Raw genomic sequence first — 16,432 nt, 5'->3', positions numbered from 1 at the left:
CAAACTTTTGTTTATCGCATATCTTTGAATAGAAAGAGGTCTTTTATGCAAAATAAAATACTATTTTATTGCTTATTTGCGTTTTTTTAAGTTGATTTTATTGCATAATACTACCCATGAAGGGAATAATATACAATCTCTAGGATACTTTTTGACCTAAATATAAGACAGAAAGCTGATGCTATACTTTTTACCAGCTTTCAATATTATGACAAGCTTTTGCATTAATGGTTCATAAGAGGCCTTTTTGCTGTTTTTTTGAATGATTTCTATTCATACATTGGATTCTCTTTGTAACGTGTAAGAGAATGGTTTTGAAACAGGTTTGAAATGAGAGAATTTACGATATTCTGAACTCTTACTTAAATATGTGCAAAATAATTTATCCTTTATAAATCAGTGTATTATAATGGTAGATTAGAGAAGGATATTTTAAGAGACCATTAAAAGTTCTATACCGGCTTCGTTCATTGTTTTAAGCATAGTGTTTAGTGATCCGTTTACATCAATACCAGCACAGGCATTTAATGAAACACTGACTTTAAAACCGCATTGCATAGCGTGAAGAGCAGAAAATCCGACACAAAAATCAGTTGCTAAGCCACACATAATGAGCTTAGTAAAACCATGTTCTTTAAGATAAACTTGTAAACCTGTTGGTGTTTTTTGATCATTTTCAAGAAAAGCAGAATAGCTATCCATTTTTTGATTATAGCCTTTTCTAAGGATAAGTTGTGCCTTTTCCACTCTAAGAGATGGATGAAATTCTGCTCCTTGTGTTCCTCGTATGCAATGATCAGGCCAAAGTATTTGAGGACCGTAGTCAAGAATGATGGTATCATAGGGCTTTTTTTCAGGATAGCAGGAAGCAAAGCTGCAATGGTTTTTTGGGTGCCAATCTTGGGTTAAGATAACGTGGTCAAAATGATTTATGAGATTATTGACGGCGGGTAAAATAGCATCACCTTGTGGTACGGCAAGTGCTCCACCTAGTAAGAAGTCATTTTGAACATCAATGACGATTAAGGCTTTTTTTTCCATAAATATATTCCTATATGAGATGATCTTTTATCGTATTTTTAAAAAGCTATATTTCGTCTTGAAGTTTTGAAATGATTTGCTGAATATTGATATTATTTTTATAATTATCAAGCCAAAAGAGGGGGATGGATAAGTTTTTACAATTGGTTTTATAGTTTGTTACGAATTGTAACCACGTACCAATGGGAAGTGCACTGTAGTCATTTGTTGCTACGTGTTGATGCAAAGCTTTCATGATCATTGGGCTTGGAACGTCAGATCCCATAAGGCGGCGATCATTTTGTAAACGTAATTTAAGCCATATCAAGGCAAGGGGGGAAGACCATTGTTTCCCGTAGCAAAAAATCGATGAAAAAAGGGAAGGATTTTTTACTGCGTAATATAAAGCCCATAAAGCGAAAAAAGAAGGTGCATAGAGAATTGCTTTTCTTTTTGGTACCATATTACATTGATAAGTTGGTTTAATACGATAAAAATACAATGTTATATCTGGTATGGAAAAGAGAGGCAATGTTTGATAACAGGTTTCAGGTACAGCTAAAAAGATTTGCTTTTTGCTTTTTTTGGGGATGTTTTTTTGCATTCAGAACCATACTGGGGCTTGTGAGATTAGAAAAAATGTACCAATATAAAGCGAAAAGCTTTTGATACGATGTAAGTGCTATTTACTGTACAGTTTCAAAAAGCAAAAGCAGTTTTTTTCAAAATCCTAATCTTTAATATCGCACAATATAAAGAGAAATTTATGGCACGTCAATTTATCTATCATATGGCTGGGCTTAACAAGTCTTACGGCAATAAAAAAGTTCTAGAAAATATTCATTTGTCTTTTTATCCAGATGCGAAGATCGGTATTTTAGGGCCGAATGGTGCAGGGAAGTCAACTATTTTACGTATTATGGCTGGGCTAGATAAGGAATATACGGGAGAAGCATGGATTTCTGAAGGAGCACGCTGTGGATATCTACCACAAGAACCTTTGCTTGATGCGAGCAAAGATGTGCGTGGCAATGTGATGGAAGGTGTTGCAGATAAACAAGAAATTCTTGAGCGTTATAACGAATTGATGATGAATTATAGCGAGGAAACGGCTGATGAAAGTGCGCGGCTTCAGGACATTATTGATAGTCAGAATCTTTGGGATTTAGAAAGTCAAGTGGAAATGGCTATGGCTGCTCTTGGTTGTCCGCCAGCCGATGGGGATGTAACAAAACTCTCGGGTGGTGAGAAGCGGCGTGTTGCACTTTGTAAATTGCTTTTGTCAAAACCTGATTTATTACTTTTGGATGAACCGACAAACCATTTAGATGCTGAAACGACCGCTTGGCTTGAAAGGCATCTACGTGAATATCCTGGGGCCGTGCTTTTGATAACCCATGATCGTTATTTTCTCGACAATGTAACGGGTTGGATTTTAGAGTTAGATCGCGGTAGAGGTATTCCTTATAAGGGGAACTATTCTGCTTATTTGGGGGCTAAAGCCAAGCGTTTGGCTCAAGAAGGTCGTGAAGAGGTAGCGCGTCAACGTGCTTTATCACGTGAGCAAGAATGGATCGCTTCTAGTCCAAAAGGGCGACAAGCAAAGTCAAAAGCTCGGATTAAGGCTTATGATGAGTTGGTTCAAGCAGCACGTGAGCGCCGTCCTGGAGAGGCGCAAATCATTATTCCTATTGGAGAAAGATTAGGACAGGTTGTTATTGAAGTTGATAATCTTTCTAAAGCTTATGGTGAACGTGTATTGATTGATTCTCTTTCTTTTAAACTTCCTGCTGGTGGTATTGTCGGCGTTATTGGGGCCAATGGTATGGGAAAGTCAACCTTGTTTAAAATGTTGACGGGACAGGAACAGCCCGATTCAGGTCAGATAAGTATCGGTGAAACAGTTCACATGAGTTATGTGGATCAGAGTCGCGATTCCTTGGTGGGGAATAAAACTGTTTGGGAGGAAATTTCTGGTGGAAATGACATTATTCAATTAGGCAAATATGAGATGAATAGCCGCGCTTATTGCGGGGCTTTTAATTTCAAGGGAGCAGATCAGCAGCAGAAGGTGGCAAATTTATCAGGAGGGCAGCGCAATCGCGTACATTTGGCAAAACTTCTAAAAGAGGGGGGGAATGTGCTTCTTCTTGATGAACCGACAAATGATCTTGATACTGAAACATTGGGTGCATTGGAAGATGCATTGGAAAATTTCGCTGGTTGTGCAGTTATCATATCGCATGACCGTATGTTTCTTGATCGATTGGCAACACATATTTTAGCCTTTGAAGGTGATGGTCATGTAGAATGGTTTGAAGGTAATTTTGCTGAATATGAGGCTGATAAAGTTCGTCGTCTTGGGGCGGAATCTCTTAATCCTAAGCATGCAAATTATAAACCTCTTACACGCTAGAATTTTTTATCTTATCTCAACTTTGTTGGAATAATAGTGTATTTTATTGCGTTTGTTATTTCATAAATAAAGTGTGTGTGTACTCTGTGGAAGTTTTTATTCATTGAAAAGAGTAAGAGACACTTTATGAAATTATAGCCTAAATAGGGTTGTTCTAATCATGATATATAACCGGTTATTGCTTGTAAAATTGCAATGAAAAGGAGGAGATGAAGAGTATAGTACTACTTCTACAAATGCTCTGGTCATTGAGCATTACCATCTTTACTTAATAAAAATGCAAGCTGGCATCATCATGTTATTTATTTTTTCTCAATGGTATACAGTTTTTGTTTTGAGGTGGGCATAAAAGATATTTTTATCTATATGTCCCCTCCGTTTATGAGCTGTAAGAGAATGATTTGGATTGATTTATCATGAATATTATAACGAGAAGCAGATGGATAAGATCTGTTCGTTTTTACATTAGCCTATTTTTTCATAGTATGATAAAATAGAGAGCACAAAATAGATGAGAATATGCGTTGTATACTTGACTTTTTTTCCTATAAACAAATGTTTATAGGAATGTTGAGGGGATAATTATGAAAAAAAGTGCAAGTTTAGATGCAATGGTTGAGCTGCTGAAAGCGGTCGCAGAAGTAAGCCATTTACGTGTTCTTAGGCTCTTACATCATGAAGATTTAACAATCTCTGATTTTATTTTTATTCTTGATCAGTCGCAAGCATGTATATCACGATATTTACGTTTATTGTACGAAGCACGATTGATTGAGCGTTATCAGAAGGGGGATAGCCTTTATTTTAAGCTTTGTCATGATTTTTGGGGTAAAGACATTGTGATGGGTGTTCTTTCGGCTTTGCCAAAGAATGATGTGTTGTTAGCGCATGATTTAGAACGTTTGAAGGATGTTAAAAAGCAGCGTCAAAAAACGAGGAAGAAGTATTTCTTACAAAATGCGTTGCAACGGGATGTATTACGGTCATCTTATATGGCAGATCATGGTGTAGAAAACGCTTTACTTGAAATCATTGGCGATAAACCATTTCAGACGATGCTGAATATTGGAAGAGGTGAAGACTCTATCTTAAAATTGTTTTCTAATCTTTATACGCATGCGGTTCAAGTCGTGCTTGATAGCAATGTTTTTCACTTGTCTGTTGGAGATACAACTTTTGATTTAGTTATTCTTCATTGGGTTTTACATTTTTTTGAAAACCCTGAAATATTCCTTCATGAGATATCAAGTGTTTTGCGTCCTCATGGACGTTTATTGATTGTGGATTTTGGTTATCATGAAATTGAGTCTTCATATTCTGATCAAGCACATACGCGTTTTGGATTTTCGGCTTTACAAATAGAACAATGGCTTAAAAATACGAGACTTGTTCTAGAACAAACGGTTTGTCTTACTCCTATACAAAATGAAAACAGTGAGAAAGGTATGGTTACGCTTTGGCTTGCTCGTGATCCGCGTTTATTAGTTGACGATATCAAAGATAAACAAGTCAATTTTGCATAAATCGCGTTTGTTGACCTGCTTTATTCTCTGATTTTTCTTAAGGAATAGCGTAGAGATAAAACTTTATTCAATCATTGATAATCTATTGTTTTTTACATTTGTATTATGTTTTTATATGAGAGTATTGGTGTTTTACAGGGGCTTGGTGGCTGTGTACTGTGTAATGAAAGCATCTTCTATAGAGTTAAGCCTATGAGGATCGTTATTTAAGGTGTCTTGATATCATATTTGTTTTATTAGCCAATATATTGATTTTTTAGATTTCAATGAGAGGCTCGAATATAGGAATATTTTTTCATTTCAAATTTCCTGTTGCAGAATCCAAAAGAGTCTGTTTGTTTGTTACAAGAGAAGATATTTATCTAAATAATACCGTTTGTAAAAGGAAATACATATTTCTAAATATGAGAGCGGCGGCGATATGATGTAATAGCGCACAATATAATATAGTGATGGCTCATACCTTCATAAATGTCAAAAATGGTGGTACCCAATAGATCTTACGATGTTTCTTTAAACAGGTGCTTAGATAAGAAGTACCTTGGAATTTTTAGTGAGGGGTGCAAAAAGATGCTCTAAAAAGACGAAGGGGTAAAAGGGTAAGACAATGCATGATTTTCATTATTTAAAACACAGCGTTATGAGCGTGTTTGAAAGTCGTAAAGGCAAATGAAAGGGATGGTAAAGATGGCAATAGGTTTTTATCTTTGGGCTTTTATGTTTCGTTCAAAATAAATGATGGCTTTTTTAAGATTACTCAAACAGACGTAAATATTTTTACTCTAATTGGGCATATAAAAGCTGGGACTGTTTACATGGTTCTCATTTGCTCTAGTCTTTATCTCAAGCATATTGCCATGTTAGGAGCAGGTGTTGATTTACAAGTAATAGCAAACGTAAAAGCTTGGTAGATGACGCCATAAAATTACTCATAAATTAGTAATGGATTGGAGTGATATTCTGAATTTTAAAAATATTTTGTACAACAATGGTTATAATAGCGTATCTGACTTTACGTTTATTTCTTCTTACAAGCATTCATATATGGCGTTTGTCTATGTGTTTTTCATTATATTCATAAAAATAAGATTGACGATAATCTATGGATAGTCCGTGGCTGAAAGTAGAAAAGAAAAGCGTGATATTACACTAAAGTTTCGTATCTCTTTATTATGAGAAGTATGAAGGTTATTAAAAAGGTTATTAAATAAGTCCATTTTTCTTGCCAAAAGTGATTTTTTCTTTTTATGCTTACTGCTCATTTTATGATGCAGCCCGTTAGTATAGCGTAAAATTGATAGGGCATCATCGTTTTATGTTTTTTATCCATATGCTTTTTCTTGTTTGTGATGTGCCGTAGTATGGCTATTCATTGATTCAATAGACGAAGGTTTAAAATAAGGGAATCTCACGTTCTTGAGATCTCTCATGTAAGTTGTAAAATGATGAGTTATGATTGTAAATCAATGCATTATTTACGTTAGAAGAACAGACTATAACAATTTTTGAGCATAGAAACTACTGTGTGTATTATTTTACGGGATCATTTAAATGATAGAGATTAAGAGAAACGGTCTGCATTGATCTCGGTTTGTTATGTTAAAATGCGTTAGAGCCTGTTGGTTATTGTAAAATAGTTTATCGTTATTTGGAATGATTATAGGACGTGATTCGAAACAAATACCTTCAGAGTTCTCATTTTTTCATAAAATTAAGCTGTTTAAATTCTTCATTGATTGTTACATGAGAGATGCGACAATATTTTAATAATCATTTACAGAATTTTTTATGAAGATAGATAAGATTTTAAAAATCTACATTTTTATTTTTGTGGTGATTGCTGTTGGAAAAGTGATTCTACTTTTATATAGTTTGATTTTTATAGGGTGGATACGTAGAAATTACGGTTTTTTTTGATTATGATTATCAGAGTTATGAAAGAAACTATTTAAAAGTTATAATGATCGTAGATTCCAATTGATGCTTCTTGAAATAAAATTGCTTCAAATTGGGTCATTTTAAACTTTTTTTGCCTAAATTTAAACATTTTTAAACAATTTATAACTCTTTATATGTTTTTTTGCGTAGAAGATGATAAGAATTTCTTGTTGTTTAAAGAATTTTATTCCATAGCAAGAATATTGCATCGGCTATCTTAGTGGTTGATGTGAGAGGACGATCGGGGAACCTCCTCCCCCCCCCGCGTGGATCCCCTAGATTGTCTGGCCTGACTGAGGATTTCCTCAGTCAGGCTTTTTATAATTTTTTTGGGGGATGTTGTAGCGTGTTATTAGGGGGAAGTGTAAGATCTGTTATTGTTTCGCCTATACTACCTAAATACATAGAGGGGCAGTTTTTGTTGGGCGGATAGTGTTAGCGTATTCATTTTCAATAATTTGATTTTTCTTTATTGAGGCATCGTTGAATGCTATAAGGAGAATCATAAAAGGAATCTATGTTTGTGTTCTATGATCTTTAGGTAAGAGATAATGGAATCTTTTTCGCGTCGTATTGTTTTTATTTTATTTGTATTTTTTATTTTTGGCGCTGTCTTTTTTGCTTCTCAAAGTAGTGCTGTTTATCAGTTTTTTTCCGGTCGCTCTTCTTTTTCTTCTCAGAAGCTTGATGTAACAGAGGAGGAGTTGTTAGAGAGATTGTCTGTATCTTTTCCAGATATTATCAAGCATCTTTCTAAGATGAGTCCTCAACAGCAAGAGGTGTTTATTGCGCAGCTGCGTCGTGATGTAATTGCGCTTGCTTTTAAAAGTGGTCAGAGTCGTGAGCAGGCTCACAAATCTGGTGAAACTGTTGCTATGGCTCTTTCAAAAGCGATTTCTCGTCCTTCCATTGCTAATGCTTATTTTTAGCTATTTTTTTAATCGCGCTTTTGGGTTTTATTTTAAGGAGCAAGAGCTTTTCGTGAAGTCTTGAAAAGTGCGAGGAGATAATTAATTTGTAAGGTATTAACAAAATTTATCTCTCAAAAGGTAAGCAATTGGAGTATAAGGGTAATGTTGCAATCATTACAGGAGTGATAGAAAGTCTATCAAGGGTATTGGTCCAAGTTAATTGCATTATCAATCGCTACAATGACAAAAGCAGTATTGACTATGAAAAAACACGTTAACCGTGTTTTATATGCTGGTTATTTTTTTATTTGATATGAGAAAATAAAAATTTTTTAAAGGATTTAAGCTTTCTTTGTTCTACGGATTTTAGGATATTTATCCACTTGTATGATTTCTGAAAATGAGGTGCAAGGCTGATAAGATGGTAGTCTGTGACAAAGAAAAAAATATTTGAATGAAGATGAGGGTTTATTTTTATTTAAAAGGCTTTGGGGTATTGAGTTTCCTAACATTTTTCAAAAAAACAGACAAAAGTAATTGTTAAGCTTTGTTGTAGAGATAAAGACGGATATAGCTTTTTTAGCATATTGTTTTATAATGATAATTTGTCATTTTCATATTAAGTGAGAATCTTAAGAATTGCAAAATTCTCTCGTTTTAAATTTATTCATGGTGAAAAAATCAAAATCACTTTCTTGTGCACTACAAGTGAGAGGCTTGTGTGGATAAAAGCTCTTTCAAAAAAAGAAGTAAAAAGCTTCTTTGAGGCATCTTGAGAGCTAAAAGTCTGTTGCAATATTTTGAATTGGTAAAGAGTATGATGGTTTTAGTATATTTATGAATTTTTTATGCGCAATGATGGGAGCGGGGATTTGTTTTATGATTTGTTGGGGTTTTATCGGACATAAAGAGTGCTGTGGGTGTTTATTAACCAGAGAGAAGTGTTGATAACAGTTTATATTTTTTGTGAAACTTTTTTGATATTGAGGATCTTCGGTAAAAAGATGTTCTTGTCTCTCTTTAAGATGCTATTTTTTTAATATAAAAATTGAGTGATACAATAGTGATAGCAGAAATTTACAAATTATATCATTTTATTTAATACGATATAAGATTAATTATAGTCTCTTTATTTTTTTTACTTTATGATATAGATAAATCTATAATTTGTGCATAAAGAGATTTTCTTTTGTTGCAGAATTTTATCTTGAAATTTTCTTACTATTTCCTTTTTAAAGCCGTTCTTTTGCTTTCTTTTTTTGTACAATACGTTTGCAAATTATTTGCAGCTAGAATTTGAGAATGTTTGAGTAAAGAGAAAGAAAATGCAATTTTTGAAAATCTTGTTAAATACAGCGTGTGCTGTATTTTTTGTATTTGATGTAAGTTGGACTCATAGTGTCTTAAATGTTGCGGAATCAGGAGAATCCTCAGTGATTGTTGCTTCTAAGATTCCTGATCGTCCTTATGAGTTTCTTATTCAGAAACTTGCGAATAAATATAATGTTCCCGTTAATTTAGCACATGCTGTTGTAAAAGTTGAAAGTAATTATAAGGCAGGTATAAAGGGGGCTGCTGGCGAAATAGGTTTGATGCAAATTAAACCCTCTACGGCACGAGGGTTGGGCTTTAGTGGTTCTGTACAGGATTTGTATGATCCTGCGACCAATCTTGAATATGGTATGCGTTATTTGGCACGGGCCTATAAACTCAGTGGTGGAAGTACATGTGGTACAATCCTTAAATATAATGCAGGCCATGCTGCAAAAAAAATGAATTCTATTTCAGCGAAATATTGCGCAAAAGTAAAGACTTATCTGGCTTCATTAAAATAAAAACATCTGTTGAGAGAGGTTTGTCATAAAATATTTTAAGATGCTATTTTCACGGAGCAGAAAATGTTTTATAAATTAGTATGTCAGTCGGCTGGGCAGCCGCGCTTGTCTGATACTGAAATACGGCAGGTGAGGAAAGTCCGGGCTCCATGGAAAGACGGTGCCGGGTAACACCCGGCAGGGGTGACCCTAGGGAAAGTGCCACAGAAAGTAAACCGCCTATTTTTATAGGTAAGGGTGAAAGGGTGGAGTAAGAGCCCACCGCGCATTCAGTAATGAATGTGGCAAGGTAAACCCCACCGGGAGCAAGACCAAATAGAAATGACGTGCAAAATTTAATTTGCAGCCGATTTCCGGGCGAGTCATTCGGGTAGGTTGCACGAGGCGGATGGTAACATCCGTCCCAGATGAATGGTTGCCATGTAAAGTGTAAGCTTTACTCTACAGAACCCGGCTTATAGGCCGACTGATATTTCATGATGATACGCGATATTTTATAAGATCAATTATATATGGTCTTTTATGGAGTCTATGTGTTTGAAATGGACACTTGAGCAAAGAGTGTTTTAAAAAATTATAACATTTCTTTAAGTATAATGCGTTAGGATCTGTTTTGGGATAACTTTAGTTTTTTCGTTCATTGTGATTAATGTGAAAGTTGAAGGCCAGGTTATTCTAAGATCAGTTGCCATGAGAGAGCTGTTGATTTAAGACAGCCTAACTTCAAGACGGATTATTTTGATAAAGCAGGATCAAAGAGCTGAACGCCATATTCCAGTGTTGTTACAGCCAGTTTTGGCTGGGCTTATGCCATTGGTTGGAGCAAAAGTGATTGATGGCACCTTTGGTGCTGGTGGTTACACGCGCGCTTTGTTAAAGGCAGGGGCACAGGTGATTGCTCTTGATCGTGATCCTCATGCTATAAGTGCAGGACAATCGCTTGTTGAAGAATTTTTTCCACGCCTTCGTTTGGTCCATATGGCGTTTTCACAGCTCGATCGTGTCGTTGAAGAGAAGGTGGATGCAGTTATTTTGGATATTGGTGTCTCTTCAATGCAGCTTGATGAAGCAGAAAGAGGTTTTTCTTTTCAAAAAGATGGTCCATTGGATATGCGAATGGCTCAGACTGGTTTTACAGCCAGCGATGTTGTCAATCATTTAAAAGCAAGGGATTTGGCACGTATTTTTAAGATATTAGGGGAAGAGCGTTATGCGGGGCGAATTGCACGGATGATTGAAAAGCGTCGTGTTGTGCAGCCTTTTTTGCGTACAGGTGATTTGGCGGATGCTATCGAAACGTTGATAGGACGTAAACCGGGAGATCGTATTCATCCGGCAACACGTGTATTTCAGGCTCTTCGTATCTATGTTAATGATGAAATTGGTGAATTGGCATGTGGTTTATTTGCTGCTGAACGCGTTTTAAAAGCTGGAGGCCGTTTGGGGGTTGTCAGTTTTCATTCTCTTGAAGATCGTATGGTCAAAAGATTTTTTTCGGCTCGTTCTGGAGAATGTATGAGATCACGCTATCTGCCAGAAATAAAGGCTGCTCCAGCAACATTTTTTCCTTTGTTTAGAGGTGGGATCACGGCAACTAAAGAGGAGTTACAGAAAAATCCTCGTTCACGTTCTGCGAGGTTGCGTATTGGTGTACGGACTGAAGCAGAGGCTCTTGCAGCAGATATGAAATTATTTGGTTTAGCAGAGATTGCCAGTTTTGAAGGCAGCAAAAAATGACAGTTTTTCGTACATTTGATATGATTTTAGTGTTGATTATGATTTGTATGGCAGGACTTACTTATAAGGTAAAATATGATGTTCAAAAACGAATGAACGAAGTTCTTCATCTTGAGCATGAAATTGCTGCAGCAAAAAATACGGTAAGTTTGCTTCATGCTGAGTGGGCTGTGATGATAAGTCCTTCACGCATGCAAAAACTTGCGAAACGTTATCAGAAAGAACTTGGGTTAGAGGTTATACAGCCCCGTCAAATCGTGGAGTTTAAAGACATTCCGGTATGGGTACATGATCAAATTGAAGAAGTGATTAAACAAAATATCTTGGAAGATAATCAAAATATTTTGACAAATAATCGGGCTTCTCAGATCAATAGTGTTGTCCAAAAAGGCGCGCAGTAATGAAATCGACTTTTTTATTCTCACAGAAGAAAAAGCGCTTAAAGAATTCGTTGAATAATCATAATGTTTCTGTTCGTCGTCCCTATTCTAGTCGTCCACGTTTGCTTTTTTCGTTGTTCTGCTTTTTAATTTTATATGGCATCATGGGGGCTTGCCTTATTTCTTATGGGTTGGAAGGTGGACAGATTGAAGAAGCAAAAGGGCCAGGAGTTCTTCAATTGATGGCACGGCCTGATATCGTTGATCGTAATGGTCGTTTATTGGCAACAGATATTAAAACTTATTCACTTTTTGCTGAGCCACGACGTATTATTGATGTGGATGAAACAATTGAATTGCTCTCAACAGTTTTGCCTGATCTTAATTGGCAGGAAACCTATAAGCGCTTAAAAAGAAAATCTAGTTTTTCTTGGATAAAGCGGGGGTTAACACCAATGCAGAAGACGCAAATTATGGCTCTTGGTATACCAGGAATTGGTTTTCGGACTGAAATTCGTCGCTTTTATCCTGATGGACCTGTAACTTCCCATATTCTCGGTATGGTGAATGTTGATAATCAGGGCATTGCAGGTATGGAAAAATATATTGATGATGCGGGGTTGAGTGCTTTGCGTGCCGCTGGTCTTGCCATGGAAGAATCATTAAAACAAGTTCAGCTTTCGATTGATGTGCGTGTTCAGGCAATTGTTCATGATGAACTTATTCAGGCTATGAAGCGTTATAAGGCAATTGCTGCAGGAGCTGTTATTTTAAATATACATACGGGGGAAGTTTTGGCTTTGGCATCACTACCAGATTTTGATCCTGGAAATCCTATCGAAGCTTTAAAAAGTGATCGTCTCAATCGGATGACGGCAGGAGCTTTTGAAATGGGATCAATTATTAAAAGTTTTACGACAGCCATGGCACTTGATTCCAATATTTTTTATTTAAACAGTATTATTGATGCTTCAAAGCCAATAAAAACAAGTAGTGGGTATACTATTCATGATTTTCATGGAAAAAATCGACCCTTAACGTTATGGGAGGTTTTTATTTATTCTTCTAATATTGGTTCTGCTAAAGAGGCATTGGCGATAGGGATTGATAAACATCGTGGTTTTTTGCAAAAACTTGGATTACTGGATCGTCTCACAACAGAGTTGCCTGAAGTTGCCCACCCTATTGTACCACATCATTGGAAGGATATCCATTCTATGACGATTTCTTTTGGGCATGGTATGGCAACAACACCCTTGCAAACAGCTGTCGGGGCTGCTGCTTTAATGAATGGTGGTTGGTTAATTGCTCCGACATTTTTAAAACGGACAAAAGAACAAACTCTGCACCATGCAAAACGGGTTTTGCAGGCTAAAACAAGTCAAAATATGCGTTACCTTTATCAATTAAATAGTGATATTGGTTCTGGACGTAATGCAAAAGTAGAAGGCTATCGTGTAGGTGGTAAGACAGGAACAGCTGAAAAAGTTGAAAATGGAAAATATTCTAAAACAAAAAATTTCAATAGTTTTCTTGCTGCTTTTCCTATTGAAGATCCTGCTTATGTTGTTTTAACAATTATTGATGAACCAAAGCCTGCAGAGGGACAGCGTTCAGCAACAGCGGGAATGAATGCTGGACCAATGCTTGCTAATATTATTCGTCGCACAGCTAGTTTTCTTGGTGTAAAACCCGATTTTAAAAAAGAATATGAGCTTCTTTTAAGTAAAAAGAGCAATTCAAGTTTCGTTAAACAACAGTAAAATAAATACAAAGGTGCATCGTTATGTTGTTTGGAACAGTTTTTACAGAATGTGTTGAAGATGAAAGTCTTTCTTCAATAGAAATAACAGGAATAAGTGTGGATTCTCGGCAAGTTTTGCCGGGCTATGTTTTTGTCGCTGTTCAAGGGAAAAAAAGTGATGGAAGACACTATATAGATGATGCGATAAAGCGTGGCGCACGAGCAATCGTTACAGACTGTCATGCTGTTCTTGAGGATTTATCTGTTCCCATTTTACGTGTTTCTAATGTTCGTCATAGTTTAGCGTTGGCAGCTGCACGTTTTTACGGTTCTCAGCCTGAAACGGTCGTTGCTGTGACTGGTACAAGTGGTAAAACATCTGTTGTCTCTTTTCTTCGGCAAATTTGGACTTATGCTGGATTTTGTGCTGCGAGTATAGGAACGGTTGGTGTTGTTTCTCCTAAACGGAATGTTTATGGTTCTCTCACAACACCTGATCCGGTCGTCTTGCACCGTCTTCTTTATGAAATTTCTCATGAAGGTGTGACTCATGCAGCTCTTGAAGCTTCTTCGCATGGGCTTGATCAAGAACGACTTGATGGAGTCCGTTTAACGGCTGGTGCCTTTACTAATTTAGGGCGAGATCACATGGATTATCACACGGGGGTAGAGGATTATTTGCGGGCTAAAATGAGGTTGTTTGATACACTTTTGCCTGTATCTGCTCCTGCTTTGATTTTTGCTGATGATGTTTATTCACAAAAGGTTATTGATGTTGTTACACAAGCACGCCGCCGTGTCTTGACAATTGGTCGTAAGGGGCAATTTATCACGATTAATCGTGTTGAACATCAACGCTCAAAACAGTGTATTGAGTGTCGTGTGGAAAATAATATTTATACATTTGATTTGCCTTTGGCTGGAGATTTTCAGGTAGCCAATGCGCTTATGGCAGCGGGGTTAGCAATTGCAACTGGTGTTTCACCTCGTAAGGTTTTTTCTGCGCTTGAAACTTTGCAGGGGGCACCTGGGCGGTTGGAATTTGTGGGAAAGACAGAAAATAATGCGCCTGTTTATATTGATTATGCCCATAAACCAGAAGCTTTGGAGCAGGTTTTGCTTTCTGTTCGTCCCTTTACGCAAGGGCGTTTGATCGTTGTTTTTGGTTGTGGAGGAGATCGTGATCAAGGAAAAAGACCTTTGATGGGAAAAATTGCGGCGGATAAAGCGGATATTGTTATTGTAACGGATGATAATCCTCGCACAGAAATGCCAGAAAAAATACGCAAGGATATTTTACAGGCGGTGCCAACAGCAATAGAGATAGCAGATCGTGGAGAGGCTATTTCTTACGCGGTGGAGCTTTTGAAAGTTGGTGATACATTAATCATTGCTGGAAAAGGTCATGAGGATGGCCAAATTATAGGGCAGACAACTTATCCTTTTTCAGATCGTCTGAAAGCGATAGAAGCTTTAGAGGACCGAAAGAAATGACAACTTTATGGGATAAGCAAGCACTTGTTGCTGCAGTTAATGGTGTTGTAATGGGAAGCCTGCCAGAAACTTTTTCTGGGGTTTCCATTGATAGCCGTACTCTTGCGGAAGGGGATGTTTTTTTCTGCATTAAAGGGCATCATCTTGATGGTCATGATTTTGCTGCGCAAGCTTATGAACGAGGTGCAGGCGTTCTTATCGTTGCGGAACACCGTTTGAGGGATATGAAAAAGATATCGGCTCCACTTATTGTTGTTCCTGATGTTTTGCAAGCCTTAGAAAAACTTGCACAAGCTGCACGCAAACGTTCAAGAGCTAAGATTATCGCGATAACAGGATCGGTGGGAAAAACAACGACAAAAGAGGCTTTGAAACAAGCACTTGCAACGGTTGGGAATGTTCATGCGAATCTCGCTTCTTTAAACAATTGCTGGGGGGTTCCACTCACTTTAGCGCGGATGCCTATGGAGAGTGATTATGGTATCTTTGAAATTGGCATGAATCATAGAGATGAGATTCGCCCTCTGGTCAAACTTGTTTGTCCGCATGTTGCTCTCATTACGCATATTTGTGCAGGACATATGGGTTTTTTCAAAAATCTTGAAGAAATAGCAAAGGCAAAAGCTGAAATTTTTGAAGGATTAGATGAAAAAGGAATTGCCATTTTAAATGCGGATAGTGATTTTTTTTCTTATCTCGTTCAAAAAGCAAAGAAATGCGGTGTAAAGAAGATCTTAAGCTTTGGTGAGACTAAAGATGCTGATTATCAAGCGCGAGATATACGTCTTCTAACTGATAGTACTTCTATGATTGTGCGTATTGGGGGGCGGGATAGGAAGGTTCAAATTGGTGCTCCAGGACGCCATATTGTGCAAAATAGTTTAGGGGTTATTGCTGCTTGTGATGCTATGGGAGTTGAGTTAGAGCCTGTTCTTCTTTCTTTTCGCTATTTTTCTTCTCAAAAGGGGCGAGGTGTTCGTTATCGACTGTCTTTATCAAATGGGGGTGAATTTTATCTCATTGATGAAAGCTATAATGCAAATCCTGCTTCTATGCGTGCTGCGCTTGAGCTTCTTGCTACAGGACCAGTCGGGGAAGAGGGGCGGCGAATTGCTATTTTAGGAGATATGCTAGAGTTAGGCGAGTATAGTGAAAAGCTTCATCGTGATTTAATAAAGCTAATACGTCTTTCCGGTGCTAATCCGGTTTTTCTATTTGGTGAGGCGATGAAATCTTTAGTCAGTGATTTGTCTGCTGGTGTTAAGGTTCATTATGCTGAAAATATTGAGAAAATTTTATCTCTCCTTTTAGCAGAAATTTCTTCTGGGGATCTGCTTATGGTTAAATCATCCAATAGCCTTTGTTCATCAAATATTGTGACTGCATTGCTTGACCGCTATAAAGCGGTTTCTTCATAGTTTTAAGAGGTTTTTT

Annotated in this window: 12 protein-coding genes and 1 other RNA gene; 11 read left to right on the top strand and 2 right to left on the bottom strand. The window is 36.9% G+C overall.

Annotated features, from left to right (window positions below):
• Positions 1 to 432: 432 nt before the first annotated feature.
• Both pncA and ACFINO_RS04080 read right to left on the bottom strand, forming a co-directional pair.
• Entirely contained in the window at positions 433 to 1,041 is a 609-nt protein-coding gene (gene pncA, locus ACFINO_RS04085) for a bifunctional nicotinamidase/pyrazinamidase (RefSeq protein ID WP_375655111.1), read from the bottom strand.
• A 46-nt stretch (positions 1,042 to 1,087) separates the two neighbouring features.
• Positions 1,088 to 1,624 carry a hypothetical protein gene (locus tag ACFINO_RS04080; protein WP_375655110.1) on the bottom strand — a complete coding sequence of 179 codons (537 nt, stop codon included), beginning with the start codon at positions 1,622 to 1,624 and terminating at the stop codon, positions 1,088 to 1,090.
• Positions 1,625 to 1,786: 162 nt separating this feature from the next.
• On the opposite strand from ACFINO_RS04080, the gene ettA reads away from it, so the two are divergent.
• The 11 genes from ettA to murF all read left to right on the top strand — a co-directional run bounded on the left by ettA (position 1,787) and on the right by murF (position 16,416).
• Positions 1,787 to 3,436 (top strand): energy-dependent translational throttle protein EttA, encoded by a 1,650-nt coding sequence (ettA, locus tag ACFINO_RS04075; RefSeq protein ID WP_375655109.1) that lies wholly within the window; start codon positions 1,787 to 1,789, stop codon positions 3,434 to 3,436.
• A gap of 584 nt (positions 3,437 to 4,020) precedes the next feature.
• The gene (locus tag ACFINO_RS04070) at positions 4,021 to 4,959 is read left to right on the top strand and encodes an ArsR/SmtB family transcription factor (protein ID WP_375655108.1); all 939 of its coding nucleotides are present in this window, start codon (positions 4,021 to 4,023) and stop codon (positions 4,957 to 4,959) included.
• A gap of 650 nt (positions 4,960 to 5,609) precedes the next feature.
• A complete protein-coding gene (locus ACFINO_RS04065) occupies positions 5,610 to 5,870 on the top strand; it encodes a hypothetical protein (protein WP_375640432.1) in 261 nt (86 codons plus the stop codon).
• Between the two features lie 1,578 nt (positions 5,871 to 7,448).
• Positions 7,449 to 7,826 (top strand): hypothetical protein, encoded by a 378-nt coding sequence (locus ACFINO_RS04060; protein ID WP_375618214.1) that lies wholly within the window; start codon positions 7,449 to 7,451, stop codon positions 7,824 to 7,826.
• Positions 7,827 to 9,133: 1,307 nt separating this feature from the next.
• The gene (locus ACFINO_RS04055) at positions 9,134 to 9,643 is read left to right on the top strand and encodes a lytic transglycosylase domain-containing protein (RefSeq protein ID WP_375633015.1); all 510 of its coding nucleotides are present in this window, start codon (positions 9,134 to 9,136) and stop codon (positions 9,641 to 9,643) included.
• An 83-nt stretch (positions 9,644 to 9,726) separates the two neighbouring features.
• Positions 9,727 to 10,117: RNase P RNA component class A (gene rnpB, locus ACFINO_RS04050), an RNA gene on the top strand.
• A 264-nt stretch (positions 10,118 to 10,381) separates the two neighbouring features.
• A complete protein-coding gene (rsmH, locus tag ACFINO_RS04045) occupies positions 10,382 to 11,380 on the top strand; it encodes a 16S rRNA (cytosine(1402)-N(4))-methyltransferase RsmH (RefSeq protein WP_375642927.1) in 999 nt (332 codons plus the stop codon).
• On the top strand, positions 11,377 to 11,781 hold the full coding sequence (locus ACFINO_RS04040) for a hypothetical protein (protein WP_375634628.1): 405 nt from the start codon (positions 11,377 to 11,379) through the stop codon (positions 11,779 to 11,781). The genes rsmH and ACFINO_RS04040 overlap by 4 nt, the downstream gene beginning before the upstream one ends.
• Positions 11,781 to 13,523 (top strand): peptidoglycan D,D-transpeptidase FtsI family protein, encoded by a 1,743-nt coding sequence (locus ACFINO_RS04035; protein ID WP_375642929.1) that lies wholly within the window; start codon positions 11,781 to 11,783, stop codon positions 13,521 to 13,523. Before ACFINO_RS04040 ends, ACFINO_RS04035 begins: the two co-directional genes overlap by 1 nt.
• Positions 13,524 to 13,546: 23 nt before the next feature.
• Positions 13,547 to 14,998 (top strand): UDP-N-acetylmuramoyl-L-alanyl-D-glutamate--2,6-diaminopimelate ligase, encoded by a 1,452-nt coding sequence (locus ACFINO_RS04030; protein WP_375634626.1) that lies wholly within the window; start codon positions 13,547 to 13,549, stop codon positions 14,996 to 14,998.
• Positions 14,995 to 16,416, top strand: a complete 1,422-nt coding sequence (gene murF / locus ACFINO_RS04025; protein ID WP_375655107.1) for a UDP-N-acetylmuramoyl-tripeptide--D-alanyl-D-alanine ligase — start codon at positions 14,995 to 14,997, stop codon at positions 16,414 to 16,416. The genes ACFINO_RS04030 and murF overlap by 4 nt, the downstream gene beginning before the upstream one ends.
• The last annotated feature ends 16 nt before the right edge of the window (positions 16,417 to 16,432 follow it).

The organism is Bartonella sp. AA83SXKL, from assembly GCF_042196965.1.
GTDB lineage: Bacteria > Pseudomonadota > Alphaproteobacteria > Rhizobiales > Rhizobiaceae > Bartonella.
Note: the sequence above shows the minus strand (reverse complement) of the source record. Positions and strands in the feature narration are given on the sequence as shown.